The organism is Pseudomonas sp. B22129, from assembly GCF_044218875.1.
GTDB lineage: Bacteria > Pseudomonadota > Gammaproteobacteria > Pseudomonadales > Pseudomonadaceae > Aquipseudomonas.
Genome location: NZ_CP162592.1, coordinates 6,009,658 through 6,029,215, shown reverse-complemented (window position 1 = coordinate 6,029,215; position 19,558 = coordinate 6,009,658). Strand labels below are relative to the sequence as shown.

Here is a 19,558-nt window from a genome sequence, read left to right as displayed (position 1 = left end):
CTGCTCCCTTAGATCGGCTCTATTCCTCGCGCGCTATCGATCCGTTCGGCTACCCGGTAAGCCGCTTCCAGCTCTGAGCAGCCGTGCTCCTGCATCAGAGTCCAACGCTCGGCTTTTTCCTCGGGCTCCGTCATAGCCAGAGCGAGATAAAGGCTAGGCGGTACGGCCCGAAACAGCGTTTCGAGCTTCTTTGACAGCACGACCCCCTCAGTGTATTTCCCTGGCTCCTTACTGGCGGAGAGCAACAAGGCTTTCTGCGCCGGCGTGAGTTTCTTGAAGCGCGCGATCTCTTCGATTTCCGCGGGCGGCATGTTCAAACAAATCCACCATTCGATCATGTTGAGCATGGTCTGCGCGGCCGTGGGGAAGTCGGCAAGGTTCTGTGTGGCGAGCCAGAACCACGCGCCGAGCTTGCGCCACATCTTCGTGCCCTTGACCACGAATGGCGCCAGCAGCGGGTTCTTGGTGATGATATGGCCCTCGTCGGTGACCATGATGATCGGTCGGCCCAGGTACTGGTCGCGCTCGGCAAGGTTGTTCACGGTGTTCATCAGGCTGATGTAGCTAATGGACATCTGTGCTTCGTAGCCTTCACGAGCATAGGTGGCCAGGTCGACGATGGTCACATCGCTCTCGGCCCAAGGCATGCCTTCGCGATCGAACAGTTCCCCTTCGAAACCCTGGCAAAACAGGTCGATGGACTCGCCCATCTCCTGGGCGCGTTCGCGACGTTTTTCCGGCAGGTGCGGGTCGGCGGCGACGCGCAGCAAAGCGTTGCGCACGTCGCGGGTCAGCACCTGGCGGTTCGCTGCGACACAGGTCTGCGCCGCATCGAGAATGCACTCGCGAATCAAGCTGCGATCGGCTCGACTCAGGCGCGCCTCTTCCTTGGCCTCGCCGCCGGTGATCATCAGGCGGGCGGTGATTTCCAGTTCGCCAAGAACATCGCGCTGGTCTTCGCGATTGGTTACCACCTCGTCGTCCAGCTCATCGATCGACAGACTCGCCACCTGATCCGGCTGCTCGACCAGCCGCCCGGCATCGGCGAACGGCGCGAGACTGACCGAGGCGCCAGGTTTCAATTGGACCTTGTTGACCGACAGACCCAATGTCGCGAAGTAGTCGCCCTGCAAGCCGAATGAGTTACCGGCCTCGACGATAAACAGGCGAGGGCGGTACACCGCCATGACCTGCATCAGCAGGGTGACCAGGGTGGCCGACTTGCCGGCGCCGGTGGGGCCGAACAGTAGCAGATGGCCGTTCATGGCCCGGTCCAGGCGCGACAACGGATCAAAGCTCAGTGGCGAACCGCCGCGGTTGAACAGGGTGATACCCGGATGGCCGGTGCCGGTGCTGCGGCCCCAGATGGGGGCCAGGTTCGCCAGGTGCTGGGCGAACATCAGGCGCGTGTACCAGTTGCGCGTGTCGCGGGCCGGGTTGTACGCCATCGGTAACCAACGTAGGTAACTGTTGCAGGCGGCGACTTCATCGCCTTCGCGTACCGGTTGTAGCCCCGCACTCAGCAGTGCGCTGGCCAGGTTGACCGAGCGCTGGTGCAGTTGCTGTTGATCCTGACCGCGCACGTAGAACGCCAGGGTTCCTCGGTACAGCTTGTGCTGGCGACCGATGATCGCGCGAGCCTCTTCGACATCTTGGCGGGTCTGGGTCGAGGCCAGGTTTTCCCCGATGGCTTTGCGCGCCAGGCGGTTCAACTGGTCCTCGAGCACATCTTGCGGTTTGACCACCAGGGTCAGACTCATCACCGTACCTTCGGGTAACTGGTCGAACAGCGCATTCAGCGCGTCACCCTTGCGGGTTTCGCCGGTAAGTTGACCAATCAAGGGTGCCCGCCGCAGTTTGTCCACCACCATGACCTGATGGGGCTGATCGTCGAAAAACCAGAGTCCGCGTTGGACGTCTGAACGAGGTAAGTTGAAGAATAGGCGCTCGGCGAAATCGTGGTCGAAGGGCAGTTCCAGCGACTCGCCGTCGTTCGACTCCGGATAGGCCACGCGGCGGTAGAACTCCTCGGGCGCTTCCTCGGTGAGCCTGGGTGCCGGATTGAACCAGGGCAATAACCAGGCATACAGACCTCGGCCATCGACTCGCGTCGATTGCACGCCGCACGCCTGCAACGAAGCACCGATACGTTCGCAAGCCTGTTGTAGGGATTGCTCCGGAGTGAGCCCCGTTTCCTCAGCGTCAGACTCGAGCCAGCGATAGACCACCAGGCGCACCCGGCGGTTATTGCCACGCCAGGGCAGGCGTGTCATCACCTTATCTTCAAACAGACCGCCGGGCTTGGCGATGGCCTTAAGGTGACGGCGGCAGAGTTCGAGAAATGCCTCGGTAAAGACCGTGCCTCGCGCGCTGTCCTGAATATACTCGGTGAGCCGGGTCAGGTAGGGGGTGAAGTCGTTGTCGTCCTGGCAGAAAAACTGCGCCACCCAAGGCGCTTGATCCAGCTCATCGAAACTGTCCTGCAGGGCATCCTCTAGGGCATCGCGGGCCGCCATCAGACAATCGGGTTCGCGCCCTTCAGTGCCGAGGGGCAGCAACTCGAACACCGCACCCACCGAGCGATTGTCATCCAGTAGAAAACACTGTTCGGTTTCGAGGTATTCCACCCAAGGCAGGTGATCGGTGAAGCTAGGATTGTGCGCATACAGTGCAGCTTCATCGGTCAAGGTGGCGCGAGGTCGCAATGGGTGGCGCCAGGCTTTCCACGCAGATGTGCGTTTGCCCGATTCGCCGGTACGCACTACAAGTCTTCCTGACGTTCACCCGGTAATGCGTATTGCACCCGCTGGTAGAACGGAAAAACAGTCGAGTAACCCGGCACCGGTGCCTGCTCGGTACCACTCAAATGCGGATACACGTACAGCACTAGATCGGGATTGGGCAAGCGAGGGAACAAATTGCGGATCTCGTTCGCCGCTGTGCGCGTGTACGCTTCTTGGAGAGCAACGGAGAAATCTGCCGGGGCCAGCGGGCGGCGTAACTGCTGCCGAGCTTCCAGCAGTTGCAGCTGAGTGCCTTGCGAACCGTCACCGTTCCAGATGTCCAGCATGGTTTGCTCGCCATGGGGCAGCAGCGTCTCCTTGTCGGTGGAACACCCCGCCAGGACCCAGCAGAACACGCTAATCCAGGTCAGGCAGGGAAGTACGGTCTTTTTCATGGCGAACGCTCCGGCCCTTGGGCTCGTAGTCGATGGTGATCTCATGGTCGAGGTGCAGTGCGACTTGGGCGGCCGGTGGCACGTACACGGCAGCAAAGGCCTCGCCATACAGTTTGTTGACCCACTCGCGGATGTCGCTGACCCCGCCGCTGAGAATTGAATTCAGCGCGCTATTGCCACTGCTGCTGGTGACCCCGAGCGTACTGCCGCCCGAACTGATCACGCTGCTGTTGCTCTGCTCATCTCCGAGCAAGGCGGCGACACCCGCGCCGGCCGCGGTGATCAAACTCTGGCTGCCGAGATATTGTTGGGCGTTCGAGCGGCGCTCGCCGGCAATGCACGGAATACCGTACGGATCGGACAGGTAACCGAGTCCGCCACGGATTTTGTCGGTACTCGAACTCTGGGTGGTGGAGGCATTGCGGCTGGCTACCGCCTTCGGCTGAGGCACCGTGCGGATGGTGCCATCGGTGAACACAAAGGTGATCGACTCGACCTGTCCGCGTACGCAAGACAACGTCCAGTCACCGGACGCCGTGCCGCTCATTACGGCACCCGCGACGTCCGGCAGGTCGATGCCGTTGGCGGTCAGGTTCTCCGGACCGACCAGTACCTTGAAGGGATAGGGATCATTCACGGTGCCGTCCACCGGGACTCGGCCGATCAGCGCGGTCATGGCGACCGAACCCATCAATGTCGCGTTTTCGGGAATGGTGTAGACCGGCTTCGCGCCTTCGGTACGATCAACGGATCGCGTCAGGTCGCGCTCACCCTTGGTGACAACACGTAGCTGTTTCTGGCTGCGATCAATCGCGTTATCGTTTGAGCCTTCCAGCGAGTTGAACGCGGTAGGCAGACTCATTGCGGAGGAAGTCTTGGTTTTGCCTCGGGCGTCGGTGGCCGGAGTATCCGAGGGTTCAATCCACTGCAGCGCATCAACAGCAGGATGCTGCCCGTCGAACTGAGCCCCATCACCCGGCTCAAGCCCCAGTCCGATCGGCATGTCCTTGGCTTTGCCGGACAGCCCCGACAGCTGTTCCTGCAATTGCGTCAGTAGACCGCGAGCCTGACGACTGTCTTGTTCTGCTTTGAGTCGGACCTCATTGGCTTGTCGACGGCCTTCGTCGACCTGCTGGGTCACGCTGCCCAGAGCCGTCTGGATACGCGAATCGACACTGTTTTCCCGTTCGCGCAGGCGGTTGTTTTCCGTCTGCAGTGAATCGTTGTGTTTCTTCAACCCGAGCATGTCGCTGCGCATGGCCTTCACTTGGCCGACCAGGGTGGCGACGGTGTCGCGTGGGGTATCGCCAGCAATGCCGAGCGACTTGGCTTGCTCGGCGGATAGCTGAAGGTTGCCCTGATCTACCGTGCTTTTTGAAGAGGGAGCGTTACTACCCGCGACCCAGGTTTTCAAAATGATCAACACCACGGCCAGTAGCGCAGCCGGTACCAGCCATTTGAGCAAGGCGTTAGCTTTCATCGTCAGCCCCTCGCGCAACGGGCGGGAGCAGCACGGCGTGTTCGAGGCCGGCTCCGCGGGTGATGAGGTAGGCAACCGTGGTGTCTTCAGCACTGCCGAGCGGCCCGAGGAAAGCATGCTGGAAGGTCGCGGCGAACAGCGTGGCCTGAAGCCGACGCGGATCGAGTTGCACCGTCGCTGGACCACGATTGCGCAACTTCACCGCCGTCACCCAGAAATCACCGAGTCGCCAGGCGGCGATGGGCGTGCTGGACACGTTTTCGGTCGGCAGCAGGGTCGGCAGTTCGGTGCGCAGCTTGAGCGGGAGGCGGCGGACGCCGGGCAAGGGTTCTACGGTGCGCAGCGGCGCGTACAGGCTTTGCGCGGCATAGCGCGTCAACGCGACCGGGATCGGCGTGCGTTCTGGAACAGGCACGGTGTTAGATTCAGCCTCGGTAGCCTGCATCGGAGCATTCTTGAGAATACGCACGGGCTCCAGCGGTTGATCGCCAGGCGTGGCCGCGATATCCAGCAGGATGATCTCGCCCGTCGTGATTGATTGCAGTTGCAGGCGGGTCGGTGCGATAGCTTCCGACGCGCGCAGGTACAGTGTGCCGCCAGTTGATTGCACGCGCAGCTTGCCCGTCAGGGTTGAGGGCACGCCGACTCGAACAGCCTCATCGATAAAAACCACCCGCTCCTGATTGATCACCAGTGGGACCGCGAGGGGGAGGCGTTCCCAATGCATCAGCTCGATGGCCTGCGCCGCAACTCCCCATAGCATCAGTACGACGGTCAGTCCCAGGGTAGACATCCGCTTCATGGTTCACCTCCCGGCAGGGCGATTTTTTGCGGCGTGCCCTGATAACAATCCAGTGCCAGCCCCCACTTATTGCGTTCGGGGTCCAGGTCGAAACGCACCACGCGTAATGGATAACGCACCACCACCCGTTTCACCGGCTCCGCTGCGTAATACTCATCGGCATTGAGGTCGAGCTTGACCAGCCAGCTGTCGCGGTCGAGTTGCTTGACCCTGAGTTCCGGATCCTCGCTGTAGCCTCGGCCCAGGATTTCGTAGACGCCACGCACCCGCTGGCGCAGTTCGCCGGCAGCCTTGCGGTACTCGTAGTCGCCATCGAGAAAGGCCTTGCAGGCGGGTGTCAGGTAGGACTGCAAGCCATAGATGGCGCGGCGATAGTCCTGCTCGCCGTCTGAGGGCCAGCGGTTGAGTTGGCCAAAGATGTACAGGGCAAAGGCATAGACATTCTCTGAGGGAATATCCCACCACTTGCGTGTGCTGCCCGAGCGCAGATCCGGGGGGACATGCACGGTCAAATCGGTCGGTGCCGAGCGCCAGCCATACCAGAGTCCGGCACAGACCAGGGCAAGGACCATTACCGCCAGACGCAGGCTGAAGATATGCGCCTGTTGGGCATCCACCTTGTTTCGAAATCGGCTCATGACTGCCACCGAGACAGGGCAGGGCGCAGTCGGCGGGAACGACGAACCGTCCAGGCACCGGAGTGAAGGATCAAACTCCCGCGGCTCAGACGCCAACGGCTGGCGAGTACCCATTCGAGCTTGCGATACAACCAGGTTTCGGGGCGGGCCCGTTTGGCCCGACGCAAAAGCGTGCCGCCGGCAAATAACACCAGCGCCATGCCTGCGATCATGCCGGTTGGCGCCACAGCAATGGAGGCGGTGGCGATCGCCAGCGGAATGCCCAGCAGCAGACCAATGACCGCACCGCCACCGAGCGCCACCCACATCTCGTCGTTGGTCAAACCGCGCAGCACGGCGGGATCACGATTGAGTCGCTCAGGCAGAAAGACCAAGGTGCCGTCGACGAGGTGTTCGATAGTGTCGTTCATGTCGACCTCAAAGAATCGCGGCTGCCTTGGTCAGGAACCAGATGATGATCACCACCAGTAGGGCGCCGATACCAACCACGGCACCGAGGTCTTTCCAAGTCTTGCGCTGATTTTGCACGTCGGCATACACCGTCAGCGAGTGCCAAGCCACGCCAAGAAACGCAAGCAAGGCGATCAGCAGGCCGAGCAGGATGCCGCCGTCGTAGGCGTAGTTTTTGATCGTATCGATCAAGCCGGATCCTTCACCACGTGAAGGAGCTTCCATGGTGGGAAGCTCGGCAAAAGCCAAACTTGGACCGAGCACCAGCAGCAGACCGATCAAGCGCTGGCTGGCACCATCGCGCAGGTTGTTTTTCAGAGGGGCAAGGCACTTGAGCATGACGGCGATCTCCGGTGTTAGGACAGGGTGAAGAACATCAAAACCAGTAAGGTGAGCAGTACGCGTGCGGCACTGCCGCCCAAGGCGCCGAAGCGCACACTGCCGGCGGCCCAGCCCCGGTAAGCGGTCCATATCACCCAGGCGCACCAGAGCAACGCCAGGACGAGAATCAGCGAGATCCAGAGCGTCGAACTGCTCTGTGCCGAGAAGCCGGAGGCGTTTTGGAACGCTGAGCTTTGGGCGTCGGTCATGCTCATGGCGCCGACTCCACAGACAATGTGTCGAGACGGTATTCACCGACCAGCTCAGCGGGATCGCGGGGTTGAGCACGGGAAGGGGAGAGATAGCCCTGCACACCAAAACGGACGCGCTGTATGTCTCGAACGAACTGGGGATAGTCGAAGCGATAGCGTTCGTCCGGTTCGGCCGTGCTGGCTGCCTCAGCTTGCGTTGTTAGGCGCTCGAGAATGGCGAGTTGATGCAGAATAAGACTGAACTGATCCTGCTCATGCGCAGATGCGGCGTAGCCGCCGCTATGGAACGTCATCAATATGAACAGCGAGCAGATTCGGAAAAATGTAGTTGGCATGTGGATGGCCCATTTGAAGATGGGGCCAGCATTCAACTAATGTCCAAGGCTCAGCAGTAAGAAACACGAAACACGCTGCGTCATTTTATTTCGGCACAGTCTCTGATCAGTAGCGAGTTCGGAAACCGTATCGAGCGCTATAAAACGCGGAAAATGACGCGATTGGACCGCAAGTTCGGCCTCGGTTACTCATGAAAAACGATCAGTAGCCGTTAACGTTTGACTCTACTAACACCATCGTTAGGAGGGCGCAGATAAGCGCGGACGAAATCAGTTAACGAAAAGTGAGTGCAAAGAGTGAACATCCAACAAGCAATTCGGCGGTACCGTATTCGACAGGCCGTGGGTTTCTCCTTGATAGTTTTCGGTGCGCTATTTTATTTGGTTTCATCGTTGATTTTTTTGCACCGTCAAGCAGAGATTCTCGCTGGCACAAAGATTTTTGGGCATCTGGGAGGGGTTGTGCAAAATTTAGTAGCCGACATTTATCAGGCCACATCACCCTACATCGGTTTTGTGTGGCAGCACGCGCCGACCCTCAGCCAGGAAAACCCGCTCAGCTATGGAAATTTGCTGTTTTTCGGTTTGCTGGGTGTGATGATTATTGGAAAGCAAATTCTCCTTTCCGCGAGCCAACTCAAGAGGCGTGTTCAGGTTCAACTCGAACGTCTTGAGGAGGCTCAGTGGCGCAATTCGATGCAAAATGGCGTAGCGACCCAAGTCAACGCGAATCAGGTCGGACAGATAAATTTCTATCAGCAATCTATGCCGCCGTCCTCTAGCGGTGATTGGTGGCAGCGGCCGTTGGGTATTGTTGGTTTGTCTATCATTGGCGGCTACATCGTCGCGGTGTTGGCCAAACTCACCGGAATGGTCTAACACGCCAGCAATACGTTTATCAGATGTATTTTTTAAACGTCGCCGCGGTGATAGCTGTCGTTATTCCGAGCGTCACCGCGCACGGCAAAAATACGGCTATAGGATTGAGCGAGAAGGGTAGAGAGAGATAAATGATCCACGGCACGATCAGCAATGGCATCACTGCCCGCTTGGCGCGGTGATAGACAAAACTGCTCTCTCGCCCGGCTCCAAATTTTCGCAGGTCACGGTGCATCAGGCCGTCGATAAAGCCGGTGAACATCGCCAGCAGAAACAAGGGTGTGGCCAGGGCCAGAATGGTCAGGCGCACCACGAAGGTGAAGCTGACGTACACCGCTGCCAGCACAAAGTCCTCGATGTTCACGTAGAGCTGATTGATCCCGCTCCATAAGCCGTTGCCCTGGCTCGAGACTCGAGCCTGCTGGGCAAAATCCGTAAAACCGGTCTTGACCAGTAACCACTGCTTGAGGAAATCCAACCACTGGACAATCGTCTGTCCAGGCTGTTGGATAATCAGTGAGGATGTGAAGTGCTCACTGAACCAGCCCAGTTCGCTGCTCATCATCGCCTGACTGTGTCGCCAGCCTTGATCGCCCCAGAACAGCAGCAGACCGGCCCACTCGATTAGAATCGAGAGCAGCAACGAGGCGATCAACAAACCGATAATGCGCAGGACCAGGCTAATCGCCGAGACGATCAGCCCTGGGCTCTGGATGGGTTGCGGTGGAGGGCGCTGAGATGAAGTCATCCTCCTTGAATCCACGAGATGCACTGTAGGGCCGACGGCGTCATAGGGCTTCCTTAGCAGGAACACTTGCATCCAGCGCTGAAGGAGTGCTTGGAGGCGTAACCCGATCTGGATCGAAGTCTAGCGTCGGACCGCCGCCACTTGCACTCCACCAGTGCCCCGCCTGTTCGTTGTAGCTGACGCGCATCCGCTGAGTGAGCTCTTGAAGATCCTTGGGCATGGCATCGTCTGGCGAAGGTTTGGGCAGAGGCATGCGGACTTTCCAGAGCTGACCGCCCACCTGGAACGAGAACATTTGCCCCTTGGGTAAGCTGACGATATGGGCCGGTTCGATCAGTGGCACGCTGGTGCTGCTGACCCGGTCTTGGGAGGACGAGGTGAAATCCGTGTTGGCCTCCGGATCGGAGGTGTCGGTGGCCCCCGAGACCAGGGTCTTGGTCAGCACGTTGATCTTGGGCAACTGTTGGGTGAGCAGCTCAGCGGTGGCGGTTTCGCGCACGCGGAGCATCTGCAGCGTGTTGAAGTTGCCGATGACCTGGCCGGCTTTGGCGCGGTTGCCGATACGCGCTTCGATATCGCTGAGGGTTTGGGTGTACGCCGTCACTTGGATACCCGCGCCGCCGCCCTTGTTGATCAGCGGAATGAATTCATCGCCCATCAACTCGTTGAACTCATCGGCGTGCAGGTTGATCGGTAGCTTGTCACTGCTGCTGCCTGATGCGGGCAGGCCATGATCGATGCCGTGTTTGTAGATATGCCCGGCCACTGAGACCAGATCGGCAAACATGGAGTTGCCCACGGCGGCGGCCACCTCGGCGTCGGTCAACGCATCGAGGCCGACGTAGACGATGCCGCGTTTTCGGATGATCTGCATCCAGTCGAAGATCGGCCGCGGGTCATCTAAATCGGTGTAGTTGGGGGCCAGTAACTGGGCGGTCTTGCCGGTGGTGAGTTTTTCCAGCAGCGGTAGTAGCGAGGCAACAATCTTGTCGAAGTAAGTACGGTCGTAGCGCACTGCCGAACGCAGCCCGTCCATTACCGGATCAAATACCCGTTTGGCCGCCAGGTACTGCTCGATGGCCACCACGCGCTTATCGCGTCCCACCATATGCCGGGGAATGTTTTTCTCGGTGAGCTTGCCTTCGAGCTGGACGATCACTTCCCACGCCTTCGGGTCGGTCTTGGCGAAAAACTGCTGGGCGTACTCGATGAACAGGGCGTCGATGTTGACCACATGTCGCTGGATCTGCAGGTAGTCTGGACGCCGGCCCAACTCGATCAGAGCGCGGGCGATGATGTTGACGAAACGCCAGGCGAACTCACGAAAGGCCGCAGAGTTGCCTTCACCGCTGAGCTGCCCGGCGATGCGCGACGCCACTTCCGAAATTCGCCCGAAACGTCCTACGGCGTTGTAACGCGCGGAGATCTCTGGCCAGCCTAGATGGAAAACATAGAATTCCTTCTCCCGACCGGCGCGCTTGGCTTCGACATACATCCGTTTGAGCAAGTCGGCATCGCCCTTCGGATCGAAGACAATCACTACCTCATGTTCAACACGGTGAATGTCCTGAGTGATGTACACCTCGGCAAGTCGCGTCTTGCCGACACGAGTAGTGCCGAGCACCAGGGTGTGTCCGACCCGTTCGCCCAGTGGCAGACTGACCTCCGTTTCATTGGGCTCGACCCCATGCAACAGCGGCGAGCCACCTACCGAGGGCAAAGGGCGCAACGGATTGAAGGCACTGTCCCAGGCGGTGACACGGGCCAATGTCGAGAGCGGAAACGGTGCATGCTCCAGGCGCCGTTCGAGTCCTCGGGCCAGGCGGTAGGTGGTCGGTTGCTCGACATAGTGGGCGACTGCCGGATCCTGGGCCTCGACCAAGCGCTGGGTGTGCAGGCGGGTCCAGCGAAAGCCGGGACCCATGAATAGACGTTTGCGGCTGACCGGAATCTGTCGGCTGGTCAGTTCGTAGCGGGGTAGGCGACGGATATTGCGCCGATAGCGTAGCACCTCCCAGGCTTGTCGCAGGCGGATGAGGCCGAATAGGGCGTAGGCCAGCGCTGCAACCAGACCGATCTCGGGTGATAGGGCCACGGCCCAGGGCGAATACACGCACAGCACCGCGGCGGCGATGCAGATCGCTACGGTGTACAGCTCCACCGCTGGCCGGAGCTTGGATTCCATTGCATGTTCGGTCATGACCGGGCTCACTGTTCCAGTGAGGTGGCAGTGATCAAGACGGGGTAGTGCTCAATCTGCAAGCGGGTGGCGATGTCGTTGCCGTTGACTGGCAGTATAGTGATGCCCGGAGCGGCTGCTCGAATCCGGGCCAGGGCTTCAGTATTAGCCACTTCGACGGCGAGGCCAGCCGCGCCTATTTTCTGCAATCCAGCCGCGCGTTGATGCAACCAAGCCAGTGACTGGTTATCCTCACCGACCAGGAAAAATGGCCGTAAGCCCGGCATGTTCAGGGCACGAGACGTGATCTGGCCTGGGGTCAAGAGAGAGCTGCGGACGGGCAGTGTCCAGGCTTCATCAGCAAACGTGGATAGGTCTGTATGTATGGCCCGATCGGACTGGATCTGGTTGTTTATGGGCGGCCTGGCGACCTGAAAATGGAGGCGGGTGAAGTCGCTAGGCTGATCCCCGGCTACGGTCAACTCCGGCTGGGCGAACGGTGCCAAGAGTAGGATGAAATAGCCGGTAAGGGATATTCGCTTCATGGTGGTGTGCCCTGTTCGAAGGAAACCAGCAGTCGTTCGAGTTGTCGGGAAAAGCCTACGCGGTAACGCGCAGCCGGCGCGCCGCCTGCCGGGCGGTGATAGCGTCCGGCTGCTGATACCCAATCGCCGGTGGCGGCGTGATGCTCTTGTAACAGCGCGGCGGTCACGGCGAGATTTCGGTAGGGATCCAGGGCTTCACAGGGGCTCGAAAAACGTTGGCCGTGGTAACCCAGGTTGGTTTGCCCGAGTCCGGCGTCGACCCGCTTCGCGTCATGTCGGGCGAGCGCCTGAAGCAAGGCGTGACAGGCGGCTTGGCGACTGGCGAAGCGGTAAGGTGTTCCGGCGATGTTAAGGGTCCAAGGCCAGGGTCGCAGTCGACCACGGACGCGAATACCACTCTCTTGCAGGGCAATGGCGAACAGCACCGTAGAAGGGATGTCGGCGCCACGCGCCGCCAATTGGTAGGCTGGAGGTGGAAGCTCCTCGGCCTGTGCCGCTAGCATCAGCGCAATACCACTCAGTCGAGGCGTTGCCATTGTCCATTCACCTGTTGAAATGTGGCAGGTAATGACCCCAAGGCACCCAGGCTGAACCAGCGACCACGGTCGTGGTTCAGGGTGATTTGGCGGCGTTGAACCTTGGTCGGATCAATGCCGGCTTGCCGAGCCCAGCGACGGACGCGTTCATCCTCGCCTTGGCTGCCCACCAGGTAGATATCGAACGCCGTGTCACTGCTTTGCAGACGCTGCGCTTCGGCGGTGCATGCTGGGCAGTGATCCTCGACAAACAAGGCTTGGCGGGGCGCGGCCGCTGAGCCGATGGGGGACGGGGATGCCATGCCCTGGATCGGCAGCAGCCCGGGGAACAGCTTGGCCCAGGCCGCGGTGTAAGCGTTTTGGTAGGCCAACTCGCGTTCGGCGCGTTTGGCTTCGAGCGCTACCTGTAGTTCGGCATAGCGATGGCGCTCTTGGTCGGTCTCGGCTTCGACTCCGAGTGTGGTCAACGGATCGAGGTTCGGGCTCCAGAAACCGCGTGGGCCGGCTTGGATCTGTTCGAAGCGCGTCCACTCCTGCTCGGTCAGCCCCCAGCTCGCAGCCTGTTCAGAGTGAGAGCGCCGCAGCGGAGCGGACTGCGTGTCCTGAATCCGTGACTGTGTCGTGACGGGGTTACCCACCGCAGCACCGGTGATCAGTAGCGAAACCAGACAGACGATGGCGGGCAGTTTCGTTCTGTTCATGATTGCTTCTCAAGGGAGGTGCACGGTCTGGTCTGGCTGAGCGGCCACCGCGAAGATGGCAGCGTTCGGCTCCAGTACTTTTAGGTGCCAGGCGCCGAATTCCTCGCCGCTATGCAGCAGTCGAACCTCTGTGAGAGAGCGGCTGTCATGAGGTGCGATCGCCAGAAAGTGCTCTCCACCGCGGGACTCGACCCCCAACACTGAGAACGGTGGCGAGAGCGGGATGGGCTTGGGGTGAGCGGTCTTTTTCGGCTGGGTCGTGGAAGAGGTCGGTGGTGGGAGTGAAGGCTTGGTCTTGAGGTTCAGGAGCTGCTGCTCGACGTGCTCAAAGCGTGCACGTAGCGCGGTCATGTCTGCCGCGGTGGCACGGGCTGCCAGACCATCGTGCAGTTCCTGTATTTCTTGCGCCCACTGATCCAGCATCGGATCGAGGGTATTGGCCTGTAGCTCACCGGTATCGACCATTTGCTTCAGGTCTATCAGTGCGTACTGCAGTTTTTCCTGTGTGTCCTTGAGGGCGCTTGAATCTCGTTGCAGGATGTCCAGGGTTTGTTGGTATTGCGTATCCGTGCTCTGTAGCTCGGCCAAGCGCTGATACTGGTTATACAAACCACTGCTCAGGCCGGCGACCGCCAGGCAAAGCAATCCAATGATGAGGGTTTGAAACGTTGAGGCTTTCATGGACGCGCCTCCCATTGATGGGGCGAGACTGGCGTGATCGGCGTGACGCTGGCATTAGTTTTTTGCTGTTCGAAGCAAACCGAACGGCTGACTTCATCGGTCGTGAGTTGCCAAGCGGGGCCAGCCAACACTTGTAGCGCGCGGCGCAACGGGATTGGACCGAGCTGGTAATGGGCCGCTGGCAGGGGCCGGGTAAACAGCACCTCCACCGACGGGGAAACTGGACAGAGCGAATAACCCGAGCGCAGCAGCACGTAGTGCATCGCCTCCTCTACCGATGGATTTAGGTTGGACGGGATACTCACGTCAATGATTTGAGCGAGAAGATCGCGTTGTTCCGTGGTGGGTTCGGTGCTGACCAGCGTATAGCGGCCATAACGAAGCTCTGCCGGATGGCTTCCTACAGCTGTGGCCGACGAGAGCTGGGCCTGATTGAAGCCACTGTCGATCTCTGAATGGGTCGGTAATGGGGTAGGGATTTGCGCAGTGCAGGCGCTCAACAAACCCAGCAGGCACACAGGCGTGAAAAAACGCTCCATGGAAAAAACCTCATGTCAGATTCAGTGCAGAACCTGACATGAGGTGAAGGAGCGATTCAGTGAGAAAGTTGATTCAAGGCGGTTCGTGTTAACGCTGAACACGTTGCTATTCGTCAAAAATGGCGAGCCCATCCAAAACGGCAGCGTCGGGGTCGAAAATCAACAATCGCACATCCGCCAATGCCGCCAGGTACAGTGTGTTGACCAAGGCTTCCGGCGTGCCGGCGTCGAGCTGCTCTTGTCTCAGGCTGGAGTATGGCTGGCTCTCAATGTTCAGCAGGTTGTCGTCCGTCCATGGCGTGCCGATCAGTTTGCAACCGATGCCACAGCAATCCGGCAAGTTGAACAGCTCGAACAAGAGGCCGGTTTGCCACAGGGCGGAGTGACCGACCCACGCCTCCAGGCACAGCATCGCTTCGTCGGGAAGGTGCGCGGTACTGATCTCCCAGGCTCGACTGTAGTGTCCCGTTTCGAAGCTCAAGCGATGGACCATGACTTGGGCTTCTTCCAGGGAGTACAAATCGCCGACGTGATGCCGCTCGTTGAACATTTCGCCCATCACGGCGTAGATCACTTGGCGCACCAACCCGGTAGACGGGCAGCGTTCCTCCAAGTCCTTCGGAATGGATTGGCCTTCGCTGATCAAGACGAAATCGTCATTGAACAGGCAGGGGAACAGTTGCAACTCTTCGTCGGGCAGCTGCGCCTGTGTGTCGTGTACGGGGCGAAAGCAGGGAGGGCAGTCGTTTTCATCGGTGATCAGTAGCAGCCGTGCGATATGCAGGTTGTCGTAGCCGCGAACAAATGGGTTTGAGGCCGTCAGCAGGGTTGAGGTTTGGTGTGCGGGGTGCATGAGGGTTCTCGAGAGTGAAAATGAACAAGGCGCCCGAAGACGCCTGTGAGGATTACAGCCAGCCATGTTCGGCAAGGGAGAGCGGACGGCCTTCACCGACGATGAAGTGGTCCAAAACGCGCACCTCGATCATGGCCAAGGCCTCCTTCAACCGTGCGGTCAAGAGGCGATCCGCCTGACTGGGTTCCGTACAACCTGAAGGGTGGTTGTGGACCAAAATGACAGCGCCGGCGTTATGAGCCATGGATCTCTTCATGACCTGTCGGGGGTAAACGCTGGCGCCGTCAATGCTGCCGTGAAAGAGGATCTCGAACGCCAGCACCCGGTGCTGGGCGTCGAGAAACATCACACCGAAGACCTCATGCTCCTGTTGCACAAGGTGCAGTTTTAAGTACGAGGCCACGGCGTCAGGTGAGGTCAGGGTAGGGCCGCGGGTGAACAGCCGACGATCCAGAATATGCAACGCTTCGTCGATCATCTGGTTTTCTTGGACGATACGATCAGCCTCGACATCCGAGGTTTCAATCAGTGTGAGTTGGGTGCTCATGGTGGTACCTCCGAAGGGAACAATCAGGGGTACACGCCCGAGGGGAGTGGAGTCCCCAGGTGGATATAGCGTGGCGGGTGTTAGTCGCTGGCGCGCTGTTTACAGCTGAGTGAATTGATGGCGCTGACCGTGCAGGGGTGAACCACAGCCGTCGCAGGGCAATGGGGAAAAGGCTCTTATCCCCCAGCCGGCTTCGGGATCGAAGTCGGCACTGATGGGCATTAATCGAACCAGTCCACGATGGATATTGGCGATGCGATCCTCGATCTCATCCGTCGTGTAGTAGAGCGATAACGCGCTGTAGTCCTCGTAAGCCGCAGCGAATAGGCAGTCGTCGCAAAGCCAGAAGGATTCCATGTCGGTTCTCCTATGCTGATTGAAGAAAAGGCGCTCGAGAGAGCGCCTTGATGTGGAACATCGTGGACTGTTCAGGCGGACTGAACAGTGCGGGTGGCATCACGGCGGGCCGTGCGGGGAGTGGGTGGAGATTCAGGTTCGACCTGAGCCTCTGTTGGTTCGTCGGTCCCGTCAGCTTCGGCATCAGCCGATGGTGGGGATGGTTCACTGGTGGGCGCTTGCTCAGCAGGTGCTGTTGCTTCCTGCCTGGCGGGCGCTTTGTATTCGAACATCCCGTTGACCTTGATCCAATCGATGAACAGCAAACGACCTTTCAGGCTGGCACCGGGTTGACCTTGTTTATCGCCTTTCTCGTAGAGAAACGGATCGATCCACAGGTCGCCGATACGGAACGACAGCAAGACCTTTTTCTCGGCTTTGACGGCGTCCATATAGAGACGAATCAAGCGTTCAGCTTCACCCCCAGCGACTTTGCAGTCGAAACGGGTGTACTCCACCGCATCGCTGGCACCGTGCAGTGCGGCGATATCGCAGGCCATGAACGGCTGGCCGCGGCGGACCTGTACTTCACGAACACGGTTGAGGTAGCCGATACCGACGGTGTGAAGGTTGAAGTAAGTGGTCGCTTCTTGGGATTGGTTGGTGTGGGCCATGGTGGTTCTCCTGTTTCAAGGGAAAACGGCGACGCACAATCCCTAAGAGGGAAGTGAGCCCCCGTCAGGGTGGGTAAAGTGAAGGTGAGCAATGAACGACTCGCTACCGGCAAGCCGATGACGATCCGAACGATGCGTCTGGAGGAATAGCTGTGCAGAAGAGGAGCGTCTGCGGTGGTGATCCGCAGGCATGGGTAGTGGGCATTCATCACCGCTGAAGCGGTAATCGCGCGAGCTTCCGAACGCTGATCGCACTTGGGTAAACCACCACGAACGTGGCGTAGCCTTGAAGGTTCAAGCTACCTGGGCTGGGCTGTCAACGACAGCGAACCACGCCTTTTGTATAAGCCTGTCACAGGGGAGCGTCAAGGCGCTGCCACCCGATTTTTTACGCCTGGAATACGGTAGCAGTCACTGGAATGAAAAAATGAAGAGTAGGCCTGGCGAGGCGCCAGGCGAGGAACAGAAAAGCCACCTTTGACGGTCTTACGCAGTCACAAGCTCCTCGCAAAACTTGGTTTAACTGCGCCATGATTCGCCAACCGACCCTTGTCGTGGCCTGGGTCGGAACATGCTGGCACGCATCCGCGCACAAAGGGTGCCCCGTGTTTCCCCGGTGGGCTCCGGGACTGAATACGATCGCCGAAGCGGATGACCGCTATTGCCGGGTAGAGGCAACAGTGGTCATCCGCCACCACGATCAGGTCGAGCACAAAACGGGAACGAAACCCCGCAGAAGAGAAGGCTCCGAACTCAAGGAGTCCGACCGAACTACCCGGAGCGAGTCGGTCTTGGGTCGCCGTTGGCGATGATCCTGAGGCACTACAGCAGAGAGGGTGGGACGAGGTCAAGCCAGAGAACTCACCGTTCTCATGATGATCGTCTCATGGCACATCAAGAGCGACGCGTATCTTTACTGATTGACACAGTGCCCTTGCAACCCGGATAGCGGGAGCATGACCAGAACGGACCTGATTTTCCCTTTCGCCTGAGCATTGAGGCGTTGCACATGGGGCAGCCTGGGCCGGCTTCGACCGGTACCGCCAAAGTGAGTGCGCCACAGTGTTCGACCAATTGTGCAATCCAGTTGGCCTGCTTGGCAACGAACGCATCCAGGGTCAGGCGTCCCACTTCGATTTCGTCCAGCGCCTGTTCCCAGATTGCGGTCATACCCGGATCTGCGACTGCTGCCGGTACCGCCTCGATCAGGGTATGGGCCGCGGCGGAGGCCATTAAGGCGTGTTTTTTCTTCAGCAAATAACCGCGATCAATCAACCCCTTGATGATGCCGGCTCGCGTGGCTTCGGTACCGATACCGGTGGTGTCCCGAAGTTTTTGTTTCAGGCGTGGGTCGTTGACCAGCTTGGCCACGTTTTTCATCGCCTTGATCAGATCACCCTCGGTGAGAGATTTGGGAACGGCAGTGCGCATGGACTTGAGTTCGACATCGTCCACTGCGCAGTGCGTGCCCTGCTTCAAGATGGGTAATACTTGGGATTTTTGACTGGGCTCATCCTCCTCGGTGTTTTCGCTGAGCAAGCCTTTCCAGCCCTGGACCAGGATTTGTTTGCCGACAGCAGCCAATCGCTCTTTGCCACACTCCAGTTCGACCTGGGTACGATCAAACTCATGGCGCGGAAGAAACTGCGCGAGGTAGTGGCTACGGATCAGTTCGTAGACATGGCGTTCTTGTTCGGACATCCGCACCAGATTTGCCGGCTCGGTAGTGGGAATGATGCCGTGGTGCGCGGTGACCTTGGTATCGTTCCATACGCGGGAGCGTAATGATCGATCCAGGCACCCAAATGCAGTTCTGAGTGCAGGGTCCGTTTTAAGCAGGGCATCAAGTACCGTGGGTGCCTCGTTGAACATATTCTCTGGCAAATAGCGGCAATCGCTGCGGGGGTAGGTGGTAGCTTTGTGGGTTTCATACAGGGTTTGGGCGATGTTCAGGGTTTCCTGAGCGCCGAGTCCCAGCTTGCGTGAGCAGACTTCTTGCAGTGTGCTCAAGTCAAAGGGCAGGGGCGGCGGTTCGCGGGAGTGCTCAGTCTGCAGCGAGACCACTGTGGCGGTCTTACTGCTAGAGATCGCTTGGACGGCCTGACTGGCAAGCGCCTGCTGCAGGCAGCGACCTGCCTCGTCCCGTCCTGAAGATGGCGGTAACCACGATGCGATGAATCGCTGGCCCATCGACGATAGGTGCACTTCAACGTTCCAGTAAGGTACCGGGACGAAACTGGCAATGGCACGATCCCGATCGACCACCAGACGTAAAGTGGGTGTCTGGACGCGTCCCACTGACAATACGCCATCGTAGCCTGCCCGCCGACCGAGAAGGGTAAATAAACGACTGAGGTTCATGCCAATCAGCCAGTCGGCGCGGCTGCGGGCGAGGGCGGAGTGATAAAGCGGGAAGGTCTCCTGACCGGATTTCAGCGAGGACAATGCTTTGCGAATCGACGCCTCGTTGAGGGCGGACAACCAGAGGCGCTGAACGGGTCCTCGATACCTGCAAAGCTCCAGCAATTCGCGGGCAATCATTTCACCTTCGCGGTCGGCGTCGGTCGCGATGATGACGGTGGTAGCGTCACTGAGCAGGCGTTTGATGACCTTGAACTGTGCCGCTGTCTTGGGTTTGACCTCGACCTGCCACTGCACGGGAATGATCGGTAGATGATCCAGCGACCAGGATTTGTACTGATCACTATAAGCTTCAGGTGGGGCTGTCTCCAGCAAGTGGCCAATACACCAGGTGACAGTGGAGTCGGCGCCGATCAGGCAACCATCACCGCGCCGAGTGGCCCCGAGTACTTTGGCAATGTCCCGACCCTGGGAAGGTTTCTCGCAGAGGAAGAGACGCATAG

22 protein-coding genes are annotated in these 19,558 nt (G+C 59.2%); 1 reads left to right on the top strand and 21 read right to left on the bottom strand.

Annotated features, from left to right (window positions below; translation table 11 throughout):
• Positions 1 to 8: 8 nt before the first annotated feature.
• From AB4P94_RS27330 to AB4P94_RS27290, 9 genes are read right to left on the bottom strand one after another with little or no spacing between them, the layout of a single operon-like run.
• Positions 9 to 2,762 carry a conjugative transfer ATPase gene (locus AB4P94_RS27330; protein ID WP_016973550.1) on the bottom strand — a complete coding sequence of 918 codons (2,754 nt, stop codon included), beginning with the start codon at positions 2,760 to 2,762 and terminating at the stop codon, positions 9 to 11.
• Positions 2,762 to 3,178: a TIGR03751 family conjugal transfer lipoprotein gene (locus AB4P94_RS27325; protein ID WP_080520661.1), complete on the bottom strand. Its 417-nt coding sequence runs from the start codon at positions 3,176 to 3,178 to the stop codon at positions 2,762 to 2,764. The genes AB4P94_RS27330 and AB4P94_RS27325 overlap by 1 nt, the downstream gene beginning before the upstream one ends.
• Positions 3,141 to 4,658, bottom strand: coding sequence for a TIGR03752 family integrating conjugative element protein (locus tag AB4P94_RS27320; RefSeq protein ID WP_016973549.1), 1,518 nt, complete (start codon positions 4,656 to 4,658; stop codon positions 3,141 to 3,143). The genes AB4P94_RS27325 and AB4P94_RS27320 overlap by 38 nt, the downstream gene beginning before the upstream one ends.
• Positions 4,648 to 5,460, bottom strand: coding sequence for a TIGR03749 family integrating conjugative element protein (locus tag AB4P94_RS27315; protein WP_016973548.1), 813 nt, complete (start codon positions 5,458 to 5,460; stop codon positions 4,648 to 4,650). Before AB4P94_RS27315 ends, AB4P94_RS27320 begins: the two co-directional genes overlap by 11 nt.
• Complete coding sequence (locus tag AB4P94_RS27310; RefSeq protein WP_177007289.1) at positions 5,457 to 6,098, bottom strand: PFL_4703 family integrating conjugative element protein; 642 nt, start codon at positions 6,096 to 6,098, stop codon at positions 5,457 to 5,459. Before AB4P94_RS27310 ends, AB4P94_RS27315 begins: the two co-directional genes overlap by 4 nt.
• Complete coding sequence (locus tag AB4P94_RS27305) at positions 6,095 to 6,508, bottom strand: TIGR03750 family conjugal transfer protein (protein ID WP_016973546.1); 414 nt, start codon at positions 6,506 to 6,508, stop codon at positions 6,095 to 6,097. Before AB4P94_RS27305 ends, AB4P94_RS27310 begins: the two co-directional genes overlap by 4 nt.
• Positions 6,509 to 6,515: 7 nt before the next feature.
• On the bottom strand, positions 6,516 to 6,887 hold the full coding sequence (locus tag AB4P94_RS27300; protein ID WP_016973545.1) for a TIGR03745 family integrating conjugative element membrane protein: 372 nt from the start codon (positions 6,885 to 6,887) through the stop codon (positions 6,516 to 6,518).
• A 17-nt stretch (positions 6,888 to 6,904) separates the two neighbouring features.
• Positions 6,905 to 7,144: a TIGR03758 family integrating conjugative element protein gene (locus AB4P94_RS27295; RefSeq protein WP_016973544.1), complete on the bottom strand. Its 240-nt coding sequence runs from the start codon at positions 7,142 to 7,144 to the stop codon at positions 6,905 to 6,907.
• Entirely contained in the window at positions 7,141 to 7,476 is a 336-nt protein-coding gene (locus AB4P94_RS27290) for an RAQPRD family integrative conjugative element protein (protein ID WP_016973543.1), read from the bottom strand. The genes AB4P94_RS27295 and AB4P94_RS27290 overlap by 4 nt, the downstream gene beginning before the upstream one ends.
• A gap of 297 nt (positions 7,477 to 7,773) precedes the next feature.
• Here AB4P94_RS27290 and AB4P94_RS27285 point away from each other — a divergent pair, with 297 nt between their 5' ends.
• The gene (locus AB4P94_RS27285) at positions 7,774 to 8,355 is read left to right on the top strand and encodes a hypothetical protein (RefSeq protein WP_080520663.1); all 582 of its coding nucleotides are present in this window, start codon (positions 7,774 to 7,776) and stop codon (positions 8,353 to 8,355) included.
• Positions 8,356 to 8,374: 19 nt separating this feature from the next.
• Here AB4P94_RS27285 and AB4P94_RS27280 read toward each other — a convergent pair whose 3' ends face one another.
• From AB4P94_RS27280 to AB4P94_RS27225, 12 genes are all read right to left on the bottom strand, one after another.
• Positions 8,375 to 9,103 (bottom strand): TIGR03747 family integrating conjugative element membrane protein, encoded by a 729-nt coding sequence (locus AB4P94_RS27280; protein ID WP_395608336.1) that lies wholly within the window; start codon positions 9,101 to 9,103, stop codon positions 8,375 to 8,377.
• A 40-nt stretch (positions 9,104 to 9,143) separates the two neighbouring features.
• Positions 9,144 to 11,303: a type IV conjugative transfer system coupling protein TraD gene (gene traD, locus AB4P94_RS27275; protein WP_016973541.1), complete on the bottom strand. Its 2,160-nt coding sequence runs from the start codon at positions 11,301 to 11,303 to the stop codon at positions 9,144 to 9,146.
• A gap of 8 nt (positions 11,304 to 11,311) precedes the next feature.
• Entirely contained in the window at positions 11,312 to 11,827 is a 516-nt protein-coding gene (locus AB4P94_RS27270) for an integrating conjugative element protein (protein WP_016973540.1), read from the bottom strand.
• Positions 11,824 to 12,363 carry a lytic transglycosylase gene (locus AB4P94_RS27265; RefSeq protein ID WP_016973539.1) on the bottom strand — a complete coding sequence of 180 codons (540 nt, stop codon included), beginning with the start codon at positions 12,361 to 12,363 and terminating at the stop codon, positions 11,824 to 11,826. Before AB4P94_RS27265 ends, AB4P94_RS27270 begins: the two co-directional genes overlap by 4 nt.
• Positions 12,345 to 13,064, bottom strand: a complete 720-nt coding sequence (locus AB4P94_RS27260; protein WP_016973538.1) for a TIGR03759 family integrating conjugative element protein — start codon at positions 13,062 to 13,064, stop codon at positions 12,345 to 12,347. The genes AB4P94_RS27265 and AB4P94_RS27260 overlap by 19 nt, the downstream gene beginning before the upstream one ends.
• Positions 13,065 to 13,073: 9 nt before the next feature.
• Complete coding sequence (locus tag AB4P94_RS27255) at positions 13,074 to 13,745, bottom strand: hypothetical protein (RefSeq protein WP_016973537.1); 672 nt, start codon at positions 13,743 to 13,745, stop codon at positions 13,074 to 13,076.
• Positions 13,742 to 14,284, bottom strand: a complete 543-nt coding sequence (locus tag AB4P94_RS27250; RefSeq protein WP_016973536.1) for a PilL N-terminal domain-containing protein — start codon at positions 14,282 to 14,284, stop codon at positions 13,742 to 13,744. The genes AB4P94_RS27255 and AB4P94_RS27250 overlap by 4 nt, the downstream gene beginning before the upstream one ends.
• Before the next feature lie 106 nt (positions 14,285 to 14,390).
• Positions 14,391 to 15,137 (bottom strand): hypothetical protein, encoded by a 747-nt coding sequence (locus AB4P94_RS27245; RefSeq protein WP_016973535.1) that lies wholly within the window; start codon positions 15,135 to 15,137, stop codon positions 14,391 to 14,393.
• Between the two features lie 52 nt (positions 15,138 to 15,189).
• On the bottom strand, positions 15,190 to 15,684 hold the full coding sequence (gene radC, locus AB4P94_RS27240) for a DNA repair protein RadC (RefSeq protein WP_016973534.1): 495 nt from the start codon (positions 15,682 to 15,684) through the stop codon (positions 15,190 to 15,192).
• A gap of 99 nt (positions 15,685 to 15,783) precedes the next feature.
• Positions 15,784 to 16,041 carry a hypothetical protein gene (locus AB4P94_RS27235; protein WP_016973533.1) on the bottom strand — a complete coding sequence of 86 codons (258 nt, stop codon included), beginning with the start codon at positions 16,039 to 16,041 and terminating at the stop codon, positions 15,784 to 15,786.
• Between the two features lie 71 nt (positions 16,042 to 16,112).
• Positions 16,113 to 16,694: an STY4534 family ICE replication protein gene (locus AB4P94_RS27230; RefSeq protein WP_016973532.1), complete on the bottom strand. Its 582-nt coding sequence runs from the start codon at positions 16,692 to 16,694 to the stop codon at positions 16,113 to 16,115.
• An 894-nt stretch (positions 16,695 to 17,588) separates the two neighbouring features.
• Positions 17,589 to 19,556: a DNA topoisomerase III gene (locus tag AB4P94_RS27225; protein ID WP_016973531.1), complete on the bottom strand. Its 1,968-nt coding sequence runs from the start codon at positions 19,554 to 19,556 to the stop codon at positions 17,589 to 17,591.
• Positions 19,557 to 19,558 lie beyond the last annotated feature (2 nt).